18 protein-coding genes and 2 pseudogenes are annotated in these 22111 nt (G+C 62.3%); 13 read left to right on the top strand and 7 right to left on the bottom strand.

Features of this window, described 5'->3' with window-relative positions; genetic code table 11:
* Positions 1 to 41: 41 nt before the first annotated feature.
* The 4 genes from A3M3_RS0110745 to A3M3_RS0110730 all read left to right on the top strand — a co-directional run bounded on the left by A3M3_RS0110745 (position 42) and on the right by A3M3_RS0110730 (position 4395).
* On the top strand, positions 42 to 1349 hold the full coding sequence (locus tag A3M3_RS0110745; RefSeq protein WP_028266321.1) for an MFS transporter: 1308 nt from the start codon (positions 42 to 44) through the stop codon (positions 1347 to 1349).
* A complete protein-coding gene (locus A3M3_RS0110740) occupies positions 1342 to 2598 on the top strand; it encodes an FAD-dependent oxidoreductase (RefSeq protein WP_028266320.1) in 1257 nt (418 codons plus the stop codon). The genes A3M3_RS0110745 and A3M3_RS0110740 overlap by 8 nt, the downstream gene beginning before the upstream one ends.
* A 109-nt stretch (positions 2599 to 2707) precedes the next feature.
* Positions 2708 to 4144: a flotillin family protein gene (locus tag A3M3_RS0110735; protein WP_028266319.1), complete on the top strand. Its 1437-nt coding sequence runs from the start codon at positions 2708 to 2710 to the stop codon at positions 4142 to 4144.
* Between the two features lie 8 nt (positions 4145 to 4152).
* On the top strand, positions 4153 to 4395 hold the full coding sequence (locus A3M3_RS0110730; protein ID WP_028266318.1) for a hypothetical protein: 243 nt from the start codon (positions 4153 to 4155) through the stop codon (positions 4393 to 4395).
* A gap of 58 nt (positions 4396 to 4453) precedes the next feature.
* Here A3M3_RS0110730 and A3M3_RS24720 read toward each other — a convergent pair whose 3' ends face one another.
* The gene (locus tag A3M3_RS24720; protein WP_081736776.1) at positions 4454 to 6346 is read right to left on the bottom strand and encodes a polysaccharide deacetylase family protein; all 1893 of its coding nucleotides are present in this window, start codon (positions 6344 to 6346) and stop codon (positions 4454 to 4456) included.
* A gap of 372 nt (positions 6347 to 6718) precedes the next feature.
* Between A3M3_RS24720 and A3M3_RS24715 the strand changes: the two genes are divergently transcribed.
* On the top strand, positions 6719 to 7933 hold the full coding sequence (locus A3M3_RS24715) for a glycosyltransferase family 4 protein (RefSeq protein ID WP_051423118.1): 1215 nt from the start codon (positions 6719 to 6721) through the stop codon (positions 7931 to 7933).
* Positions 7930 to 9387, top strand: coding sequence for a UDP-glucose dehydrogenase family protein (locus A3M3_RS24710; RefSeq protein ID WP_081736775.1), 1458 nt, complete (start codon positions 7930 to 7932; stop codon positions 9385 to 9387). Before A3M3_RS24715 ends, A3M3_RS24710 begins: the two co-directional genes overlap by 4 nt.
* 23 nt (positions 9388 to 9410) lie before the next feature.
* On the opposite strand, the gene trxA is transcribed toward A3M3_RS24710, so the two are convergent.
* Positions 9411 to 9845: a thioredoxin gene (gene trxA, locus A3M3_RS0110710; RefSeq protein WP_028266317.1), complete on the bottom strand. Its 435-nt coding sequence runs from the start codon at positions 9843 to 9845 to the stop codon at positions 9411 to 9413.
* 368 nt (positions 9846 to 10213) lie between these two features.
* Here trxA and A3M3_RS24705 point away from each other — a divergent pair, with 368 nt between their 5' ends.
* The gene (locus A3M3_RS24705) at positions 10214 to 10597 is read left to right on the top strand and encodes a hypothetical protein (RefSeq protein ID WP_155854360.1); all 384 of its coding nucleotides are present in this window, start codon (positions 10214 to 10216) and stop codon (positions 10595 to 10597) included.
* A gap of 1 nt (position 10598) precedes the next feature.
* On the opposite strand, the gene A3M3_RS0110700 is transcribed toward A3M3_RS24705, so the two are convergent.
* Entirely contained in the window at positions 10599 to 13136 is a 2538-nt protein-coding gene (locus A3M3_RS0110700) for a LuxR C-terminal-related transcriptional regulator (RefSeq protein WP_081736774.1), read from the bottom strand.
* A 935-nt stretch (positions 13137 to 14071) separates the two neighbouring features.
* Between A3M3_RS0110700 and A3M3_RS29370 the strand changes: the two genes are divergently transcribed.
* Positions 14072 to 14437 carry an excalibur calcium-binding domain-containing protein gene (locus A3M3_RS29370; protein WP_051423116.1) on the top strand — a complete coding sequence of 122 codons (366 nt, stop codon included), beginning with the start codon at positions 14072 to 14074 and terminating at the stop codon, positions 14435 to 14437.
* A gap of 1065 nt (positions 14438 to 15502) precedes the next feature.
* On the opposite strand, the gene cspE is transcribed toward A3M3_RS29370, so the two are convergent.
* Positions 15503 to 15706, bottom strand: coding sequence for a transcription antiterminator/RNA stability regulator CspE (gene cspE, locus A3M3_RS0110690; protein WP_028266315.1), 204 nt, complete (start codon positions 15704 to 15706; stop codon positions 15503 to 15505).
* A 354-nt stretch (positions 15707 to 16060) separates the two neighbouring features.
* Here cspE and A3M3_RS29530 point away from each other — a divergent pair.
* From A3M3_RS29530 to A3M3_RS0110680, 3 genes and pseudogenes are all read left to right on the top strand, one after another.
* Positions 16061 to 16291: pseudogene (locus A3M3_RS29530) on the top strand (DUF3375 family protein); the annotation flags it as partial.
* Positions 16292 to 16365: 74 nt separating this feature from the next.
* A pseudogene (locus A3M3_RS29525) lies at positions 16366 to 16893 on the top strand (DUF3375 family protein); the annotation flags it as partial.
* A 146-nt stretch (positions 16894 to 17039) separates the two neighbouring features.
* The gene (locus tag A3M3_RS0110680) at positions 17040 to 17804 is read left to right on the top strand and encodes an alpha/beta fold hydrolase (protein WP_028266314.1); all 765 of its coding nucleotides are present in this window, start codon (positions 17040 to 17042) and stop codon (positions 17802 to 17804) included.
* 100 nt (positions 17805 to 17904) lie between these two features.
* On the opposite strand, the gene A3M3_RS0110675 is transcribed toward A3M3_RS0110680, so the two are convergent.
* Complete coding sequence (locus A3M3_RS0110675; RefSeq protein ID WP_028266313.1) at positions 17905 to 18753, bottom strand: DUF427 domain-containing protein; 849 nt, start codon at positions 18751 to 18753, stop codon at positions 17905 to 17907.
* Positions 18754 to 18951: 198 nt separating this feature from the next.
* Between A3M3_RS0110675 and A3M3_RS0110670 the strand changes: the two genes are divergently transcribed.
* Positions 18952 to 19740: an ABC transporter ATP-binding protein gene (locus A3M3_RS0110670; RefSeq protein WP_051423115.1), complete on the top strand. Its 789-nt coding sequence runs from the start codon at positions 18952 to 18954 to the stop codon at positions 19738 to 19740.
* Positions 19733 to 20506 carry an ABC transporter permease gene (locus A3M3_RS0110665; RefSeq protein ID WP_028266311.1) on the top strand — a complete coding sequence of 258 codons (774 nt, stop codon included), beginning with the start codon at positions 19733 to 19735 and terminating at the stop codon, positions 20504 to 20506. The genes A3M3_RS0110670 and A3M3_RS0110665 overlap by 8 nt, the downstream gene beginning before the upstream one ends.
* Before the next feature lie 33 nt (positions 20507 to 20539).
* On the opposite strand, the gene A3M3_RS0110660 is transcribed toward A3M3_RS0110665, so the two are convergent.
* Positions 20540 to 21487 (bottom strand): 3-hydroxyacyl-CoA dehydrogenase NAD-binding domain-containing protein, encoded by a 948-nt coding sequence (locus A3M3_RS0110660; RefSeq protein WP_028266310.1) that lies wholly within the window; start codon positions 21485 to 21487, stop codon positions 20540 to 20542.
* A gap of 114 nt (positions 21488 to 21601) precedes the next feature.
* Positions 21602 to 21985, bottom strand: coding sequence for a hypothetical protein (locus A3M3_RS0110650; protein WP_028266309.1), 384 nt, complete (start codon positions 21983 to 21985; stop codon positions 21602 to 21604).
* Between the last annotated feature and the right edge of the window lie 126 nt (positions 21986 to 22111).

Genomic DNA, 22111 nt, shown 5'->3' with positions numbered 1-22111 from the left:
ATTGTATTGGAGTCGCGGGTCGGCGGCCACACAGTGGTGGGATGAATCACACACCTTCCGCTGCGACGCCGGAGCGGACCCAACAAGGCGTTCAACACCCCACCGAGGCGGCGGCCCGGTTCTCCAAGCGTTCCGCAGCCGCCGCGCTCGTCTGCTGGTTGCTGGTGGTTTTCGACGGCTATGACCTCATCGTCTATGGCACCGTTCAGTCGTCCCTCATTACCGACACAGGCTGGGGGCTCACCAAGGCCACCGCCGGCACTGTTGGTTCGATGGCGTTCCTCGGCATGATGATCGGAGCGATCTTCGCCGGCCGGATGTCGGACACGTGGGGGCGCCGCCGGACCATCATCGCCTGTGCTGCACTGTTTTCGATCTTCACCATCTTGTGCGCCTTCGCGCCGAACGCCTTCGTCTTCGGCGGCTTGCGCTTGCTGGCCGGCATTGGTCTCGGCGGACTGGTCCCGTCCGCGAATGCCCTGGTTGCCGAGCTGGTCCCCGCCAAATGGCGGTCAACCATTGCCACGTTGATGATGTCCGGTGTTCCGATCGGCGGCACGATTGCCGCACTGGCCGGCATCCCGCTGATTCCCGCTTTCGGTTGGCCAGTCATGTTCCTGGTCGCTGCGGTGGCACTCCTCGTGGTGGTACCGCTGGGGATGCGCTTCCTCCCGGAGACCCTGCCGGCTGCAAAGAATGCGCGGCAAACAGAGTCCGCAGGCTTCAAGTCTCTGCTCCGGGCACCTTACCTCGGTATGAGCGTCCTATTCGCGGTCTCCACCCTCGCGACCCTCTTCGCCTGGTATGGCCTGGGCACTTGGCTGCCGAACCTCATGCAACTGGCCGGATACAACCTCGGCTCCGCCCTGACGTTCGCGCTGGCACTCAACCTTGGTGCCGTCGTCGGCTCGGTGGCCACCGCCTGGGCGGGAACCCGCTTCGGTCCGGTCCCGACGGCGATTGCGGCAGCCGCCGTCGCCGCCGTCGCGCTAGCCGTCCTGGTGGCGGGGCCGCCGGTCGGGATCGTCTACGTCATGTTGGTGCTGGCCGGTATCGGCACCCACGGAACCCAGTGCCTCATCATCGCGGCAGTGGCCAGCCACTACCCTGCGCACTTGCGGGGCACCGCCTTGGGGTGGGCCCTTGGCGTCGGCCGCATTGGCGCGGTCGCCGCACCCCAGGTGGGCGGTCTGCTTCTTGCGGCCGGCCTGGGTGTCAACTCCAACTTCCTGGCATTCGCCGGAGCGGCCGCCATCGCAGCCGTCCTGATTGGAGCCATCAGCGTCAAAATCAAGTCCACCAAGAGCACTTCCCAAAACACCATCTCTGTAGGAGCTAGCAATGTCTGACCGTAAACCGTCCACTGAAGTCCTCGTCGTCGGCGGAGGAATGGCCGGATTGGCCGGTGCCCTGGCGCTCCGCGCAAACGGCGCCGACGTCACGCTGGTTGAGCGGGCACCCGAATTCGGCGAAGTGGGGGCCGGACTGCAGATGGCTCCCAACGCCTCCCGCGTGCTGAAGCGCTGGGGCCTCCTGGAGAAGGCCCTGGAAATCGGAGTCCAGCCCAAACATTTGGTATTCCGCGACGCCCTGACCGGCGAGGAACTCACCCGCCAGACCCTCGGGCAGGAATTCGAAGAGCGCTACGGCGCCCCGTACGTGGTGATCCACCGCAGCGACCTGCACCGGATCCTGCTGGAGGCCTGCCAGGAGGCAGGCGTCCGCTTGGTGAACGACGTCTTCGTAGAAACCGTGGAGACCGTGAATGGCCGCGGCGTAGCCCACACTGCGAGCGGTGAGGTGTACGAGGCCGACGTCGTGATCGGGGCGGACGGGCTCAAGTCCACCCTCCGCGAGGCTGTTGCCCAAGACGGTCCAGTGTCGTCGTCGTACGTCGCCTACCGCGGAACCGTGCCCATCACGCCCGATATCCCGGCGAACGATCTCGAAGACGTCATCGTCTACCTCGGGCCTGACTGCCACCTGGTGCAGTACCCGCTCCGCAAGGGCGAACTGCTCAACACGGTAGCTGTCTTCAAGTCGCCTTCCTTCGAGCGCGGGGAAGAGCAATACGGTGGCGTGGACGAACTCCAGGCCGCATACAAGGACTGCATTCCTGCAGTTCAGGCCGCGCTGGGGAACCTTGCCACCGGCATCCGCTGGCCCATGTACGATCGGGATCCCATCGAGAACTGGATCGATGGTCGCCTGGTCCTAATGGGCGATGCCGCCCATCCCATGCTCCAGTACTTGGCCCAAGGCGCCTGCCAGGCGCTCGAAGACGCCGCAGTGCTGCAGGACTCCACCGTTGGTTCAGTCTTCACCGACGACGGCGTGGACACGAGTGCTTGGGACCGGGCCATCGGCGATTTCAACTCAGCCCGCGCAGCGCGCACGGCCCGCGTCCAGCGCACGGCGCGCGTCTGGGGCGAGTCGTGGCATGTATCAGGCCTCGCCCGCACCTTGCGAAACCTGCTGTTCAAGAGCCGCAAGGACGGCGACTTCCAGTACAACGACTGGCTGTACGGTCAAGCCGGCGACGGCGTTCCGGCGGTAAGTGCCAAGGTGGCGGAACACTTGGCGGGAACGCGCGCATAGGAGCATACGTTGGGTCAATTGTAAGCAAACAAATTGCTGGACTCCTGAAGCAGTCGGCAGCAGACTGACTACACGAGCCGCCTGAGTGCTTGCCGTTGAAAGGACAGTCATGTTCGACCTCGTTGCTTATATCCCCCTTCTTGTCACGGTATTTGGGGTCATCGTCGCCGTTGCGGTCATCAGGCTGCTCATCAAATTGATGTGGAAGGTGGCTGAACCAAACGAGGCATTGATCATTTCCGGGCTGACCCGCGGAAGTTTGGACACCAGGGACGGAATGGATTTCAAAATCGTCACTGGAAAGGGCGCCTTGGTGGTTCCCGGTCTCCAGACGGTCAGGACGTTGTCTTTGACGCTGAATGAGACGGAACTCCAGGTATCCTGCGTGACCTCGCAAGGAATCCAAGTGATTGTGGAGGGCGTGGTTATTTACAAAATTGGAGATGCCGCGCCCTTCATTGCAAACGCCGCGAGGAGATTTCTCGGTCAGCAGCCCAAAATGGAAAGCCAGGTCTATAACGTCTTTGAAGGGCACCTTCGCTCAATCATCGGCAGCATGACCATGGAAGAGATCATTCGGGAGCGCGACAAACTCGCTTCGTTGGTCCGCAGTGCCAGCGGAATCGAAATGGAAAAGCTCGGCCTGGTGGTTGATTCCTTGCAAATCAAAGACCTCGAAGATCCAACGGGCTATATCCAGAACCTGGCGAAGCCGCATATTGCCCAGGTCAAAATGGAGGCCCGCATCGCCGAGGCCACCAGGAACCGCGAAGCCGCGGAAAAGGAAGCCGAGGCGGCGGCCCAGATTGCCGATGCCCAGAGCATCTCGGCGATCAAGCAATCAGCGGCCCAGGCCAATGCCGAAACTGCGCGGGCCAACGCCGCGCAGGCTGGTCCGTTGGCCGACGCCACGGCGCGTCAGCAAGTGGTGGTCCAGGAAACCGAAGTCGCCAAGCTGGAGGCGGACCGCGAGGAGCAAAAACTCCAGACGTCCATCCGCAAGCCAGCCGATGCCAAGGCCTACGCCCAACGCACGGAGGCGGAGGCCCAAAAGGCCGCCGACATCAGCGGGTCTGAAGCACGGGCACGGCGCACGGAACTCGAAGCCCAGGCGAACGCCCGCAAGGTGGAGGTCGAAGCGCAGGCCAATGCCACGGCTGCGGCCGCCATTGCGGGGGCGACGAGGATCACCGGTGAAGCTGAAGCTGCGGCCACCCGGGCCCGTGGTGATGCTGCGGCCTCCGCCATCAAGGCCAAGTCCTTGGCGGAAGCGGACGGCATCAAGGCCCGGGCCGAGGCGCTCGGAACCAATCAAGAGGCCGTCATCTCGCAACAACTTGCGGAGAACATGCCTGCGATTGTGGCAGCCGCGGCCGAACCATTTGCCCACGTTGGCCAGTTGACTGTCCTCAACGGCGGCGAGGGCCTCAACAACATGGTGGGCGGGATCCTGGCCCAGGTGGGCAATTTCCTGCCATCGATCACGGGTGCGCTCAAGAACGGCAAGGAACCGCCGAAGCGGCCTGCCAAAGCCCCTGACGCGTAGGGAAGCCGATGCACAGAGAGGTTGATCGGAGCCTGACCGGCAAGATCGGGAGGGTTACGGGCCGTATTGGACCGGGCACTGTGGGAGAAGTCATGCTGCCGTTCCACGGCGGCACGAACGCTTTCCACGCCCATCCTTTCGACAAGACCAGTATTTTCGACGTGGGTGATGAGGTTCTTGTCATCTACTACGAACCGCCCGGGACGGTGTTCGTCGACGTGCTGCCGGACGTGCTGAGGCCGGCCAAATAAACAATTGAGGGCGGCTGGATAGCCGCCCTCAATTGTTCGTTTCACTTGATGCAGGAACTCAGCCGAGCGGCGGAGCACCCACGGTGTCGTACATGGAGTAGTCATCCGTGGTGACTGAGCCGTTGCTGAACAGGCTCAGCCCGAAACTGATGGCAGTGGCCCCGGCAGGGAGTGCCGGCGTCGTGAAGCTTGCCTGCGTGTAGGCGCTAGCGGCAGCCAGCCACGGTCCGGAAGTCCAATACACCCAGTTGTTTGAGGCGTCACGGTAATACAAAGCGAACTGCGTGACGGCCGTGGAGGTGTACCAAACACGCACCGAGTAAGTGTGTCCTGCGACGCCCGCAGGCGGGCAGGTACTCGTGTCCATGGTGGGAAGCAGTTTCGCGTCACCGCTGGAATAACCGGTGATGGTGAGCTTCTCGGCCTTGGTGCCGGTGTGTGCGGTGGCTACCGTGCTGAAAGTTGCGGTGTTGGTGCCGTATCCACCGGCCTGCCAGCACTGTGGGAACGAGCCCGTACCGGCCGTTTCAAGGCTGGGGTTTTGTACCAGGTTGCCGCCGGCTGGTGGTGGCGGCGGAGGCGGTGGCGGCGTGCCGACGTCGAACATCTCGTAGTCATCGGTAGTGAGGGTGCCGTTGCTGAACAGGTTCAAGCCGAAGCTGATGCCGCTCGCACCGGTCGGCAGTGGAGGCGTTGTCCACGTGGCCTTTTGAAAGGTCGTGGCTGCTGAGAACCAGGGACTTGATGTCCAGTACTTCCACGTGCCGATGCCGGTCCGGTAATAGAGCTCGAACTGGGTGTTGGTGGTGGACTTGTACCAGGCACCTATGGAATAGGAGTTCCCAGCTGTGGCCGTGGGTGAGCACCCTCCCAGGTCAAGGGTGGGCAACAACTTGGCGTCGCCGTCCACGTAGTTGGTGACCACCAGCTTTTCAGCCACGTTCCCTGTGTGCCCGGGTTTGACCGTGGAGAAGGTTGCGGTGTTGGTACCGTAGCCTCCGGCTGCCCAACATTGCGGCACGCCGCTGGTGAGGGTTTCAAGGCTTGGGTTCTTGATCAGGTTGCCAGTACCCTCCGGGGGTGCCGGCGGTCCCGAGACGAGCGGCTTGACGGTTCCGCCTATGACTTGGTTCACCGTTTTGACCGTGGTGGTCGCGGGGCGGCTCTTGAGCCAGGTGGCGAACTGGTTGAACAAGGTGGGGGTGATGTTCAGCGGATCAGTACTGGTGCTCGAAATATGGTGGAAGGTGAGCTGGACCCACCCACCGACGGGCTCAGCCTGGGTGACTGATTTCTGCAGGTCGGCTAGCGTCCAGGTGTTGTCCACCTCGTCCGGAGCGGCCGTATCGTAGGCGTTTGCGGGCGGAATGGTCTCTGACACCGGGCAACCGGCGCAACTGAACCGCGTCTTGATGTCGCCGAGTCCCCTGGCGCTGTTGTAGCCACAGTTCTTGACTATGGTTTCGACGGATGCGTTCTCGGCGGCGAAGGGGTAGGCAAAGTCGGTGACGGTGAAGCCCAGGTTGCTGAGGTTCACCCTGTCGTTGCAAATCTGGCGAGTTGCCTCATCCGACGTCACGGTGGTCAGGTCCGGGTGCGTAACGGTGTGGCCGGCAATCTCATTGCCGTTTGCCACAAGGCCCTGCATGTCCGCTGTGCTCAGGTACCCGGGGTTGTTGATGAATCCGGACGGCGTGAAGAAAGTACCAGTCAGCCCCAGGGTCTGCATGGTCTGGGCGGCGGTGAGTTGATCGGCATTTGCATCGTCAAACGTCAGGGTGACCACCGTGGGGTTGGCAGCTTGGGCTGCCGGTGCGGTGATTCCGGTTGTGACACCGGCGAATGCGAGTACCACCAGAACGGTGGAGAACCAGGTGAACCATTTACCGGGGAGCGTCCTTTTGAACGTCCGGTGCTGGTCAACCTGGAGAGTACGGTTGAAGAGTTTCATAGAGTCTGGCTCGATTCTAGGCAACGGCCTGGCCGGACGTACGGGCGGCGCGGAGTGACATCACCCCGCGTTGTTCAGCATGCGGGGGCGTGCCGCCCAGTCATCGCCCTCTTGCCGAAACACCCCGGTGCCCGGGACAAGCCCCAGTCATGGCCACGAGGTTCACTATGGTGTCACCGTAAATCGAGCCGATATTGGGGAATAAGAGTAACTTCTACCCGTCTTTCAGCTCCGTAATTACCTAGATTGGCGAATTTTCCGGCGCTACGGATCCTCTACTCGGGGAATCAACATCAGTTTGTTAACCAAACCTTCCCCCTAGCGTCACGCCCATTCCCCCGCTTCGCCAACCTCCGGGCACACCGTGGAGGAGTGAGGATAGCTATCGTTGCCGAGTCATTCCTGCCGCTCATGAACGGGGTCACCCACTCCATCCTGCGGGTGCTGGAGCATCTGGAAGAGCGCGGCGACGAAGTGATGGTGATTGCGCCGTCGACGTCGGACACTGCCGTACCGGACGTCGTGAACGGCGCCTTTGTGTACCGGCTCCCCTCCGTGCCCCTGGCCGGGTACACCAATGTGCGGGTGGCGTTGGGCGGTGTGAGCCGGGTCAAGAGAATCCTTGCCGACTACGCACCGGACGTGGTCCACCTTGCATCCCCTTTCGTCCTCGGATGGCGGGCTGTGCAGGCTGCGCACCAACTCGGCATTCCCACAGTGGCCATCTATCAAACCGAGGTCCCCAGCTACGCCGCCCGGTATGGCCTTCCCATGCTGGAGAACTGGGCATGGGGACGGGTGGACAACATCCATCTTCTTGCAGACCGGACACTGGTCCCGTCCACGTTCGCGCTCAACCAGTTGCGCGGCCGCGGGATCCTGAGGGTGGGCATGTGGCGGCGCGGTGTGGATACCGCGCGGTTCTCGCCCACCAAGCGCTCGCAGGCGTGGCGCGCCTCCATAGCACCAAACGGCGAGCGCATCATCGGCTACGTCGGCAGACTCGCGATCGAGAAGCAAGTGGAAGACCTCGCCGTTCTGCGGGATCTGCCGGGAACCAGACTTGTCATTGTGGGGGACGGTCCACAACGCTCCGCCCTCGAAGCGGCCCTGCCGAACGCCGTCTTCACCGGGTTCCTGGGCGGCGACGAGTTGGCCAAGGCGGTGGCGGGCTTTGACCTTTTCGTTCATCCTGGCGAGTTTGAGACGTTCTGCCAGACCATCCAAGAGGCGATGGCTTCCGGCGTTCCCGTCGTTGCCACCGGCCGGGGCGGTCCCCTGGACCTCGTCGAAAACTCGCGCACCGGCTGGCTTTACGAACCGGGAGACCTCGCGCAGTTGCGCGGGTACGCCCAGGACCTGATGGGCGACGACGCGAAGCGCCGCGCCTTCGGAACGGCGGCGCTCGCTTCGGTCCAGGGCCGGACGTGGCCGGCGCTGAGCGCTCAACTCGTGCGGCACTACGAGGCAGTAGCGGCCGGCGAGGCGTTGCTCGAGCCATCAGCCGAACATGTCCACCTGGCACGGCTGGGCGCGGCCCAGCCCACCACAATTTCCGCGACTTCCAACAAAGGACTCCCAGCATGAAAATCTCCGTCGTAGGCTGCGGCTACCTCGGCGCGGTACACGCCGCCACGCTTGCGTCGATGGGCCACACCGTAGTGGGCATCGACGTCGACGCCCAGAAGGTCGCCCACCTGAACAAGGGCTTCGCACCCTTCCACGAACCCGGTCTCGATGAACTTCTTCGCGACGGATTCGCCACCAAGCGACTCAGCTTCTCCACGGACTTCGCCGATGCCGCCGACGCCCAAGCGCACTTCCTGTGCGTGGGCACCCCGCAGTCCAAGACGTCGGATACAGCCGACCTCTCCTACGTGATCGCAGCCACGAAGAGCCTCCTCCCCCATCTGGCGAGGGGGGCCGCCGTCGTCGGCAAGTCCACCGTTCCCGTGGGAACAGTGGACATGCTCCGCGGAATCCTTGCCCGCAGACCGGATGTCCTGCTCGGCTGGAACCCTGAGTTCTTGCGCCAGAGCACGGCAGTAAAGGACTCGTTGGTGCCGGATCGGCTGGTGTATGGAGTGCCGGGCGGCAAGGATTCTGCCGCGGGCGTCCCGGTGACAGCAGTGCTCGACGCCGTGTACGAACCGCTGGTGTCTGCCGGTATCCCCCGGCTGGTATGCAACTTTGCGACGGCCGAGCTCATCAAGTCCGCGTCGAATGCCTACCTGGCCACGAAGCTCAGCTTCATCAATGCCGTTGCCGAACTGTGCGATGCCTCGGGGGCCGACGTCACCGAGCTCAGCGAGGCGATGGGATTGGATCCTCGGATCGGCAACAGGTACCTGCACGCCGGCCTCGGCTTCGGCGGGGGCTGCTTGCCGAAGGACATCCGTTCGTTCCGCGCGCAGGCGCAGGCGCTGTCAGTACCTTCCCTTGACGAGTGGATGGGCGTCGTGGATTCCGTGAATCTGGGCCAGCGCGCCCGCGCCGTGGACGTCGCACGTGACATGTGCAAAGGCTTCCTGTCCGGCCGCACTGTCACCGTGCTGGGCGCGGCCTTCAAGCCTGACACGGATGACATCCGCGATTCCCCTGCCCTGGACGTCGCACTCCAGCTCGCCGCGGCCGGCGCCCACGTGACCGTGACCGACCCCAAGGCCATCAACAACGCCTGGATGCGCTACCCACAGCTCCGCTTCGAAGCGTCTACGACCCGCGCGTTGGAAGGCGCCGAGCTGGTGCTGCTGCTGACAGAGTGGGACGAGTACCGTGCCCTGTCACCCGCCGCTGCCGGATCCATCGTACGACGCCGGATGGTGCTGGACGCGCGGAACGTGCTGGACGCCGGGGTGTGGCAGGCGCAAGGTTGGACGGTTCGCGGGCTCGGAACGGGTTCTTGCGCCGAGCCCTTGGAGCCGATCGCTGAAGTGAAGCAGGCAGCCGCGGTGAAGCCGGCAGCCCTCCCCGTCGAACCGGTCAATACACGGCCGTTCATTGTAGGTTCGCCGGGAAAGGCGCCGTCGAGGCGGGGGTGAGCCTGGCTTGGCGGCGGCGGTTTTTAGCTCACCCGAGCAATCGCCCCGTCCAGCCACGAACGTAACGCTTGCGCCGGGGCAGCGCCGGCTTGCCGGGCCACGATCTTTCCGTCGATGAGGACCATCAAGGTGGGGATGGCTTGAATGCCGAAGCGGGAAGACAACCGGGGTGCCTGATCCACGTCAACTCGGACCAGTTTCAGATTCCCTGCACGTTCGCGCGCCAGCTGGTCCAGCACCGGGCTCACCGTGCGGCAGGGACCGCACCAAACAGCCCAGAAATCAACGAGGACCGGGACAGAAGACTCTTCGGCCACGAGTCGGAAGTCCTCGTCGCCGGCGTCGACGATCCAGGGCAACCAGTGGCGACAGTTCCCGCACCGAGGCTTGCCCGCGGAGGCCGCCGGAACCCGATTTGACGTGCCGCAATTCGGACAAACGATAATCGCCTTATTCATGGGGTTTTGGCTCCTTCCAGAGGCTCTCCAGTGCGCTCGTCCACGGATTCGTTGCCCTCCGGTGAACGGACCACTCAACAACACAGTACGGCCACGGAGCTCCGTCCGGGAGCATGGGGCACATCGTTTCGCACAGCGCTCCTCCACACGCAGACCGTCCGTTCCGACCACCTAAATCGGCCCAATCCACACGGAGAAACCGCTTAGGCACACTGATTTTGCCCATTTTTACACGTAGAAGCCCTGTTTCATGGAGAGAATCTGAACTGTGGATTGCTTCCTTTGAGGAGGGGACCACCACATTCTTCTAACACCACCCACGGCCAGAAATTCTCAATGACTACTCAGCTCTACAGCCTTCTTCACGAATGATGGGCCTCATGGTCGGTGTGCTCTCAGGCATTTCCGGCGGCCTCATTTGGACCTCTCCTTCCCCGGAAGGCCTCTCCAATATTGATCCGCTCGCCGTGAAGAACACGACGGTCGCCGTCCTCGTTATCCTCGGCATGGCCGCGCCACTGATTGCGGCCTTCAGCCCGGCCCGGAAATGGCTGCCGCTCAAAGCAGCCGTTTTCGCCGTTGCTGGTTTTGCCAACGCGGCGGCTCTCAGCCCGGAAATAGTTGTCCCGTTCCAGGGCGCGACGTCGGTCATTGCCGCCGTCTGTGCGCTCGGTCTTGCGGTTCTCACCATTGTGGCCTTCATGGACTCGGTCCAGAACAATGATCCGTCGAACAATTCCGAACGCCACTAATTCATGGATCCTGGACGCGCTTCTCACGGAACGGGGACGTCTCCCGGACAAGGTCAAAGAGTGCTGCCCGCGACGGGCTTCCCGTCTTTCGGAGCGCGTTGGAAATGTGGCTTTCCACGGTCCTGATACTGATTCCCAGGTGTTCGGCGATCTCGGGGTTGGAGCGATGGCCGGCCAGGGCGGCTATCTCAATTTCCCGCACTGTGAGAGGAGAGTAGCTTCCGGAATTGAATGCGAGGGGCTCGTCTGCGGACGGAAATCGTGTGGCAAACATGGCATAGGCTCGCTCCATCGCGGCTGCCCCTATCGTGTCGTCCACGAATGCATACCGTTTGAACGCACCCCGGAGCAGCATCCGTACCTGGTAGAAGTCTGCGTCGGGTTCATATTGTTGGAGCAGCGCCCCGAGCAATGGGTGGTCTTCCTCCACCACCGCGGCGGCAATGGCTACGAGCTGATCGTGTGAAGTTGCGGCATGCTCCTTCAAGGTCCGGCGAAGGAGCTCGAGGGTCTTACTGCCGGGAAGCAGGCAGACGAAGAGAATCGCAGAATGCACTGCCTCGAGGACGTAGCCACGTTCCAGCTGCTGTTGAATGAGGTGCGCCGCTTTTCGATCGAAAACTGCCGGGAGGAGGGGACGAGCGGCGACGAGCTGGTAAACCCCTTTTGCAGTCCCCGGGAGTGGGCCGACGTCTTCGGTTTCGCGCCGCGCCTGGGTTGCGAGGGTCGCAGCGGGCGAGATCGAAGCCGTCGCCGTCCGCAGTCCGGCGAGCCGGAGCATGGCGCCATGGAGGGAATCCGCCAGAAGCCCCGGACGCCCCATGGCGAAGACACTGCTCATCAGGTATTCCGCCTCGTCGAAATAGCCACGGTATACAAGGGCCTGGGCAGCGATATACGTGCTGGAAACCATACCGAGTTGATCCAAATTGCGGCGGGCCTCCATGCGTTGGCCAAGCGTATAGACAATTGACTCGTCAATCCGCCCCGAGCTGAACAACGCGAGTCCCCGGATGAATGGTTCGATCCGTGGAAGGCCCTTGAAACCTGCCGTCGAGTCGATGGCTTTGAGTGCTTCGGAGGGGTTCAAGCGGTAAAGCTCCAGAATGCCACGGATGCAGGCTATGACCGCGCTGTGAGGATGACCCTCCTGGAGCCGAGCGAAGATCTCGTCAAGATTCTGGGGCATTCGATCGTATGAGGCCACGAGGAAAAGTTCCGCAGCTTCAGCCTCGGCAGACCATTCGGGGTGTTCCTTCGCGAAGGTCCTGAGGGCGGCGGCGGCAAGATCCAATCCTTTGCCGGAATAGAGGGACCAAAGCGCCTTTGTCACCGCCAGGAACAGCAGTTCGGACTGGTCTCCTTCCGAGGTCCTGGTCCGGGAAAGAACACGCTCAATTCTCGATGGTTCAAGAGGTGAACCCCAATAGACACTCAGCAGTCCCACCGCGTTCGATACGGTCTTCTCGGCATCCCACGCTTCGTAGCGGTGTCGCTCCAGGGCCGAGATTTGTTCATGGAAATGGCGCGCGGCGGCTGCGTCGTCGGACCTCCGTTCAAGGCGAAGCGCAGACAGAGACCTCGTCAGCGAATCGGCCGGAGTGCCATCAACGTGGTCATCCTGTGGCGCTGCACTCAAGGTCCTTGTGATTCGATTCTTGAGGACCCGCCGGCTGGTGAGCACTCTTTGGCCGCGGAAATAGTCGGCAAGGACAGGCGGCGTCATCGCAGCGCAGACGTTGTTGTTCACATCCTCGATGACTGAAACGAATCCGCGCTGTTCAAGCCTGTCCAGGACATCGGAGTGGACTACTTGCTGCAGCACATCCAGAGGCGCAGTGCCCGCGATAGCCATGGTTTGAAGGCCGGTGAGCTCGTCAGCTTCAAGCCCTTCAAGCAGAGACTCCACCGTGCCATCGAGGTGCTCGTTCCACAAGGTGTCGCCGGTCATGTGCCATTGACCATGGTGGAAGGCAATCAGGTCGCTGAGGGAAGCAGTTTCGGCGATGCGAACCACGAGGTGGGGGTTTCCCGCGGATTTCGTGAGGATGCGGGCAGTAGTGTCCGCATCTGCAGGAGCTCCCAGTATCTCGGTGAGGAGTTCGTTCACTTGCTCGTAGCGAAGCGGATTCAGCTGAACCCTTGCTTCCGGGCCGGAGCTAAGGACCGGGGGCTTCCTCTTCGAGTAGAGGGAAGATTCACTCATGGTCACGATCATGGGCCGCTTTGTCCTGCGCCGGACTGAATCCAGTACAGCTAAGGTTTCCGGGTCAATGAACTCGGGGTCGTCGACAACAAGCACGCGCTCCCCTGGCCTGGAAAGCCGGCCCGTCAGCGTGTCCGCGACACCTAGTACGCCCAGTTGACCTATTCGAATGTCCAGGCTCAAGCTATATATTCCGCCGAACGGAATTCCGCGATGTGATCGTAGACCCGAAATGGAATAGACCGTGGCACCGGTTTTCTCCAGCTCGGCAATGACTTTCTGCACGACGCTTGTGCGGCCGGAACCAGGCGCACCCACGATCCGAACCATCATTCCGCGAGCAACATAATCCAGGGTTCGCCGAACCTCTTGTTCGAACAATCGCGATCCAACTTTCTCTGACGCGCTAATCCAGCACTCTCCTGCCCCTAGGTGGTGCTACGTCCAGACGAATCGACCCCATGAAGCTCCCCAAAGCTGTTTTGCGAACCTCTTTCCAAGGGCAACGGTAGATTCAGGAGCCGGCGTCTACGTGGTGATTTGGGGAAACTCAGTGTTGGCGGAAGGGTGCCTCCGTGCATCCACATGGGGTTTTGTTCTCCATCTCCGTGTGCGTCCGCGACGCCTACGTGTTGCCCGGAATCCGGGAAGGTGCGGTTTGGCGATGGCAGGTTCTGCATGGTTCTCCTTGCGATGGTCTCGTGATTTAGACGCTACGGGGACCTCACAGCCACCTCTAGGGAGAACCTGACACATGTGGATATTTATTCGAAGAATATTTACAAAGATCGAATATATGTTCTAAATGGAGCTTCTCACCCTTTGTTCTTGGCTCAAGTCAAGGGGCCCCTTTGCCTATGTGGACAACCCTTACTTTTCCTGCATTTCCGATGCTAGAATCTGCTGACATTCGCATCAAAAGCAAATTCACGGGGGCATAAATGAATACTCGCGCGCCTAAAAACACTGGGGCCACAAAGCACGCGTCGCACGACTTTTCTAAATTTCGGAAAGCAACCTTCCAAGTCCTTGCTGCAATCACGTCAGTAACTGCAGCACTTTCCCTCTCGGCTTGCGGTGGCGCCAGCCCGACAATCTCGCAAGCGGGCGCCACGCAATCGGCTTCAATTTCGAAATCGCCCACACCAACGCCGACTCCCACGCCCACTGCGCCGAAATCCGTTTCTTGCGCAACGGAGAACACCACAGAGAACTACCCACCCAAGGAGTTCATTTGCACCAAGTCCGATGCGGGAAGCCTGCTCTGGATGGAAAGCTCTGAGTCCAAGAAAGTAACGGACGCGCGTGCGGCAGCAGCCGCAGCAGCGAAGGCCACAGCGGACAAAGCGGCGGCACAGGCCGCAGCCGACAAAGAGGCGGCACAGGCAGCGGCTGACGCCGCAGCGGCACAGGCTGCTGCACAGGCCCAAGCGAAGGCAGCCGCCGATGCCGCCGCCATCAAGGCCCAACAGGACCAATCACAGGCCCGGCCGGCACAACCACCAGCGCCGTCGTCGGTTTACTACGCGAACTGCACCGCCGCGAGGGCTGCCGGTGCCGCACCTATCTATCGGGGCCAGCCAGGTTACCGGTCCGCCCTGGACAGGGATAACGACGGCATAGCCTGCGAGTAACCGGGGGGTAATAGGGTCACGCACGGGAGGACCGGATTCGCTGGGACTTCGGAAGGCCAATGATCCAGCAGAATCCGACGTTCCTGCTTACATGCGCGGCCCTGACCTTCTTGATTTGGGCACGCCTTCAAGTCCCGGCACGCCCCTTGCTGAGGATCGGACATCACCGGCCTGTCGCTCAAGCTGACGTCCTCGGACGGCGTCGATTCTGCTGGATCATTCCACGCGTCAACGGTGCGCGCCGCATAATTCCGGGGCGCCGGGACTTCGGAAGGCCAATGATCCAGCAGAATCCGACGTTCCTGCTTACATGCGCGGCCCTGACCTTCTTGATTTGGGCACGCCTTCAAGTCCCGGCACGCCCCTTGCTGAGGATCGGACATCACCGGCCTGTCGCTCAAGCTGACGTCCTCGGACGGCGTCGATTCTGCTGGATCATTCCGCTCGTCAACAGTGCGCGCCGCATAATTCCGGGGCGCCGGGACTTCGGAAGGCCAATGATCCAGCAGAATCCGACGTTCCTGCTTGCATGCGCGGTCCCGACCTTCTTGATTTGGGCACGCCTTCAAGACACGGCGCACCCCCTTGCCGAGGATCGGACATCACCGGCATGTCGCTCAAACTGACGTCGTCGGACGGCGTCGATTCTGCTGGATCATTCCACGCGTCAACAGTGCGCGCCGCATAATTCCGGGGCGCCGGGACTTCGGAAGGCCAATGATCCAGCAGAATCCGACGTTCCTGCTTGCATGCGCGGTCCCGACCTTCTTGATTTGGGCACGCCTTCAAGTCCCGGCACGCCCCTTGCCGAGGATCGGACATCACCGGCATGTCGCTCAAACTGACGTCGTCGGACGGCGTCGATTCTGCTGGATCATTCCGCTCCTCGAGCATCCCCGCCGCGTGATCACAGGGTTCTGGGGTCTGGGAAGGCCAATGAGCCAGCAGAATCGCACGTTGCCCGATGCATTCGCCTTCAAACAGGGTCAGGACCCCACAAACAGGCTTATGGGCACAAAAAAGCAGGACCGGTCAATGACCGGCCCTGCTTTTGAAATCCGAAGCTTAGAGAGCCTGGATGTTTACTGCCTGGGGACCCTTGGGGCCCTGCTCGACGTCGAAGGAAACCTTCTGGTTCTCTTCGAGGGAGCGGTAGCCGCCCGAGTTGATTGCAGAGTAGTGAGCGAAAACGTCCTGGCTGCCATCTTCCGGGGAGATGAAGCCGAAGCCCTTTTCGGAGTTAAACCATTTGACGATACCTGTAGCCATTTTTTCAGTTTCCTTACTGAAGGTGGAGGTTGTCCCGACTGTCGGGCCTCCGGTGTGGGGTGTTCTCCACCGTTACTTCAGAAGGTCGTAGTTGATGAACCACGGGAACTGCCTGAACTACCAAATGCCAAACACAACAACAGCTACAAGCATACAGGGCTTTGGCCGGATGACTACTATTTGCCAAAATTCGACATGCCCTGATTGCCAAGTGCGTTGTCGTCACCCGCACGATGACAACAATAATGTCCCGGATCTCCCTAGCCAAGAGACACGGAAGTAGCCGCTGGAGCGTACCCGAGTTTGAGCGCAATCGGCACGGCTGGAGCCACACGGCTGGAACCAAAGGATCAGATGGATTACTACGCACTACAGTCACTGCGTGAAAACCATGCAGGATGGGCCCTCCTTCGCGCCCAGAACGCTCCGCTGGCAGTGCACTTCTTCATGGCCGCGTTTACTGGCCCCAACCAACGAAACATCGGCCGGCACCAACTCATCGACATTCTGGAGGATGTGCTGTTCGGCGTCCGCGAATCCTTCGGTGAGGGCAAATTTCCCCGCCGAGCGTCGGAATATCTTGACGATTGGGCCGATCCGGAGCAGATCGCCACGTGGGATGGCAGCCAGGGCGAGCTCCTGGACTCCATTTTTGCCTCATGTCGCCACAACTCCGGACAGAGCTCCGGGACCTTCTGCAGCGCGCCGCGCAGATCGAAGCCCTGTCCCTCATGGACAATCTCCATGCCTTGGCGAACCTCCACCAGGACTGGCTGCCCGCCGTCGAACAAACACAGTCGACTGTCCGCCAGCTGTCCCAGCAAATGCGCAGGCTCCTCGACGACAAGGTCTTCATGGAGAACAAGCGGATCATGCAATTGATCCGAAGCATCGAGTCGACAGCCCTCACGACCCGCGCGCAACCGCCGTCGGGCATGGAGATCGACGCCCCGTCCGTGGATGTCGCGCTACCGTTCGAGCATCCCCTCTACGAGCCGGGCAGCAGCGTCCTGGTGATGGACGACGTCGTCACCGCCGACGACGCCGATGTTTCGTCGTTGACGAACGCCGAGTGGCTCCAGGACTGTGAGGTCCTGTATTGGGGTGACCTCGACACGCATGGCTTCCGGATCCTGGATCAGCTCCGCTCAGTTCACCCGTACGTATCCAGTGTCCTCATGGACGAGGCGACGCTGCTTGCCCATCGCGAGGCATGGAGTGTGGAGGCATCGCCAGCCACCGCAAGCGGACACCGCCTCGTCGCGTCGATGCTGCTGTACACCGAACTTCACTGCGCGGCGCGAAAGGCCTCCAGCGGGCGTACAGTTTTGCCATGGAGCCTATTCGGGTTGTCCTTCTTCCGGGGAGCGTTCTCCCCGCCCAGCCTGCTTTTGGGGCGTTGGTCGAAGCGCTGGGGCCGGACGTCGACGCCGTCGCGAAGGACCTGGAGCTGTACGACGGCGACGAGCCGCCGCAGGACTGGAGCCTGGACACCGAGATCGAAGGCGTCCTCCGCGAGGCTGGCGCCCGTGGCTGGGAGACGTTCCACCTGCTCGGCTATTCGGGAGGGGGCGCGGCTGCGCTTGCCTTCGCCGCCAAGCACCCCGGGCGCCTCCTCAGCCTCGCACTCCTGGAACCCGCCTGGGCTGGGAGTTGGGACTGGAGTCCGGCGCACACCCGGCTCTGGAGGGAATATGAATCGCTGGAGGCGCTGCCGCCCGAGCAGTTCATGGCCGGATTCATGAGGCTGGGAGTGAAGCCCGACGTCGTCCTTCCGCCTCCGCCTGAAGGCGGACCACCCCCGTGGATGGCCAAACGGCCTGCCGGGATCAGGGCGTTCCTTCGCGACTTCAGGACATACGATCTGGACCGGTCCCGCTTGGTTGCCTTCACGCGGCCGGTGTTCTTCGTCCTCGGTGGGCTGAGCAACCCGGACGACTACGGCGAGGTTGCAGAGCGGCTGTCCACGGTGTTTCCCGATTTCCGCCTCGCGGTCTTCCCTGAACGCCACCATTTCGATCCGCCGCATCGGATCGAGCCAGACCGCTTGGCCGCGTTGCTGCGGGAGCACTGGGAACGGGCAGGCCGGGTCGTTTGAGGGTGCTTGGGCGGCTCGGACTGTCCCACGACAATGAGATTGAGCCAACCACGACGAAGGGGCGCCCGAAGCCACGTAACCCGCGCCACCACCGCCCGCGCTACACACGGTCCTGGGGCCGCGACCAAGGCGTAACCGGCCGGGGCTGCAAGACGCCATCGACGGTCAAGTCCACCCTCTCATTGAAAAAGCTGAGCAAGCCATGGATCTGCGCGGCGTCTCGGAAACGCCTGTCATAGCTCCACGCGACGTTCGTGCCGGCCTCGCTGCCGGGGTACGTCCAGTAACTGGCTTCCCCCTTGTACGGGCACACGGTCCTCTCGGAGCTTTCCTCCATGAGGTCCAGCCGCACGTCCCCGGGCGGGATGTAGTAGCGGACGGGGAGGAAGGTCTCGTACAGGAGTTGCGCGCCGTTCGTGCTGGCGAGCGTGACCCCCTCGAGGGAGACCTCCACGTCCAGGGAGGACGCCCGGATGTCGACGCGATGGAACGGATCGCGGGGATGGCCGATAATCTCTTCGTCGTCTTCCCGCCATTGAAAAGCGGCGAAATCCAGCACGACATATCCTGCCAGGGCAGGGTCATCCAGCCGGAAGGCGGCCCCCGGAGCCGTCGTCGTGCCCGTCACAACATCGAACTGTTCGCCGGTGGTGGTGTGCCGCCCGAAACCCGTGCGCGGATCCAGCGACGGAGGTGAGTCCGCAGATAGCCTGACGGGGTGCTCCGCAACATCGCCGGTCGGGGCGCCGGACGGAACGAGCTCTGCGCGCAATTCAGCCTCGGGCACCGCAAAGATCGGCGTAATTCGCCTCGGCTCCCAGACCAGCCACGCCTGCAGAGTGTCGACGACGGTGTTCCCGCCCAGGCTCGCGCGGACCCGCTTGGCGGTGGGTTCGTAGCGCAATTGGGGGAAGGCCCCGAGGATCACTTCGGATAGTTTGATGGCCATGCTCCAAGACTGGGCGCAGGGCCGTGCCGCGTCAATGCTTTCGTCTACGACGTCCCGCAGCGTGACTGGGCGACAGCACGACGTCGGACGCCATGCTGATGACGCCGCTTCGCCGCGCGACCCGGACCGCGGGATAGACTCGGCTCCATGGTGCCCGGCAGGTGGCGGGCTCGGCCACCCTGAGGGGATTGCGACTTGATGAGTGAAGTGAATGTGCCGGCACAAGCGGCGGTTTTGGACATCAGCGACTTGCGCGTCGCGTATGGCGAGCGGACCGTCGTCGACGGGATCGGTTTCCAGATTCATCGCGGTGAGATCTTCGGCCTGCTGGGCCCGAACGGCGCCGGGAAGACCAGCACACTCAGTGCGATCGAGGGCTTGGTCAGGCCCAAATCCGGGCGGCTGCTGGTGGACGGAATCGATGTTCAACGAGCGCCGCTGGACGCGAAAGCGCGCCTCGGGGTGCAACTGCAGTCCTCCAGTTTCCAGGCCGAGCTGACCATTCAGGAGATTGCCCGACTCTACGGCGGGCTCTACGGGGTGAAGCTCTCGCGGGAGCAGATCCGTTCGAGCATGCAGGCGATCGGCCTTGAACAGGAACTCGGCAAACGGTTCAAGCAGTTGTCGGGCGGCCAACAGCAACGGCTCGCCCTGTTCATTGCCACTGTCCACAAACCCCTTCTTTTGCTGCTGGACGAGCCGACGGCCGGGCTGGACCCGCAATCGCGGCGCGGACTGTGGCGCCGCATCGAGGACCTCCGGGGTGAAGGTAGCAGCATTCTTCTCACTACCCACTCGATGGAGGAGGCGCAAGCCGTGTGTGACCGGGTGGCGATCATCGACCACGGGGTGCTGCTCACGATCGGAAAACCATCGGAGCTGATCGACAAACACCGGGAAGACCCGCGGGTGCTTTCGGTAGCCCACGGCGCACCCACTTTGGAAGACGTCTTCATCGGACTGACAGGAAGTGAGATCCGTGACTAATACCGGCGTCGCCACCACCCGCCCACCGCTCGGACTGGCCATCGGCTCGCTGCTTCGCGCCGATTCCATTGTGATGCTCAACAGCAGAACGTCGCTATTCTTGAGCACCCTGCTGCCGGTCGCGGTACTGGTGGTCACCACCTTTGGCAAAGCGCAATCACGGCTCGGAGGATCCACGCTCCTCATTGGCTTGGCCTTGACCCTGGGCCTGCTCACTTCGTGCTTGCTCGGTTACACCCTGGCCCTGGCCCACGACCGGGACGTCGGAGTGCTGCAAAGGCTCCAGGTCACACCGGCGCCGAACTGGATGATCATCACCAGCCGCCTCATTGTGCAGGTGGCCACCAATCTGATCGCTTCCGTCATCGTGGTGGTGGTCGGTGCGATCGCGCACGGCCTGACCCTGGATGTTAGCCAGTACGTCCTGGTCCTCGCCGTCGCGGTTCTTGGCGCGGCGGTGTTCCTGTCGATCGGGCAGGCCTTGGTCGGTCTGGTCCAGTCGACCAGCGCCATCAGTGCGATCGGCCGGCTGCTGATGATTCTCCTGATACTTCTCGGCACCCTAGGCGGAAGCGGCATTCTCGGCGACACGATCAAGACGATCGCGGACTGGTCTCCCGTAGGAGCCCTCATGACGCTCTTCTCGGATGTGCTGAACCAATCCGCATGGAGCGGTCAGGACGCCAGCTCGCTGCTGGCGTCCTTCGCATACATCATCGTGTTCGCCTTCATCGGAATCCGTTGGTTTCGATGGAACGCCCGGTAGCCCGGATAAAGCTGGCCACCCCCGGCTTGGTTGTTATGGCAGCTGCGGCGCCTGCTTCTTGGCCCCGATCAATTCGATCAGGAGCCGGTCACGGGTGCGGAGGGTCTCGGCGAAGTCGTACCCTTCCAATTCCTCGTCCACACCGGCGGCCATGAGCCCGATGTAGTCGTCGGTTTCCGGGTACTCCCCCAGGTCGCGGGCCCATTCGCGCTGGGCGGGCCCGATGTGTTCAAGAACGTGGGTGATGCCACCCTCGCCGCCGGAAGCATGCAGGTTCAGGAACGGCCCCAGCAAGGCCCACCGAAGTCCCGGTCCCTGCGAGATCGCGGTGTCGATGTCGGCGACCGATACGACGCCGTTTTCGACGAGTGAGAAGGCCTCGCGCCAGAGGGCCACCTGCAGGCGGTTGGCCACGTGGCCCTTGACTTCCTTGTTGATCCGGATGGGGCGCTTGCCGACGCTTGTGTAGAAGTCGAGCGCCTTCTGCACGTTCTCTTCGCTCGTCTGCGTGCCGCCCAGGACCTCGACCAGCGGGATCAGGTGCGGCGGGTTGAACGGGTGGCCGAGCACGATCCGCTCGGGGTGCTTGGCGCCGGCCTGCGCTTCGCTGATGAGCAGCCCTGACGACGACGTTGCAATGATGGCATCGGCCGGGGCCGCAGCCTCGATTCCGGCGAGGATGGCCCGCTTGATCTCCAGCCGCTCGGGACCGTTTTCCTGGATGAACACAGCGCCTGTTACGGCGTCGGCCACGTCGCTGCTGAAGCTCAAGTTGTCGCGGGATGCGCCATCGGCGAGCCCGAGCGTCTCCAGGGCGGGCCAGAACCCGTCAATCCATTCGCGCAGCCGGCCTTCGGCGCCCTCAGCGGGATCGGATGCCATAACCGTGAAACCCTGGGCCAGGTAGTAGGCCGCCCAGCTGGCACCAATGACACCGGTGCCGACAACGGCGATCTTTTGCTTTGATCGGAGCTCAGTCATTTTAGTTTTCTTCCTTTGCATCGTTAGGGGTGAACTTGTCTTCCAGGGATTTGGTGCCCCTGGTCATCAACGCGCCGCCGATCACGGCCAGAATGCTCGTCAAGGCGAAGACAATCAGCGCCGCAGTCCAGCTGCCCGTCGCCGAGAAGAGTGCACCGCCCAGCAGGGGGCCGAGGGTGCCGAACAGGTAGCCGATGCCAGCGCGGCGGTCAGCTCCGGGCTCCAGCGGCGGATCAGCACCGGCGCCAGGAAGCCGGCGATTCCGAAGCTGAGGGTGGGCAGCATTCCAAGGAAGCTTGCACCGGCAACGCCAATGCCCATTTCGGTCCGGAGAGTGGTCAGCAATGGTGACATGCCGGTAATCGCGTAACGCAGGGTGATGCCCAGCAGCACGATGCCGACGATCAACCCGACGCGCCCGCGCCACAGGCTGACGGGAGGGCGGTCGGCCCCGTCGTCTTGGGACGGGGTAGCCGGAGAGGTAGTTGTTGCAGTCATTTCACAGACGCCTTCGATTCTTGAAAGTGGCCTGGGAGGGTTGCCTGCGAAGGCCAAACTTATTTACCAGTAAAATATATCAGCTACTTCACCGGTAAATTACATTGCATCTACATTAAGAAGGTG

Origin of the sequence: Arthrobacter sp. MA-N2, assembly GCF_000517125.1 — a bacterium.
Classification (GTDB): domain Bacteria; phylum Actinomycetota; class Actinomycetes; order Actinomycetales; family Micrococcaceae; genus Arthrobacter; species Arthrobacter methylotrophus.
This window is presented reverse-complemented; position numbering and strand designations above follow the sequence as displayed.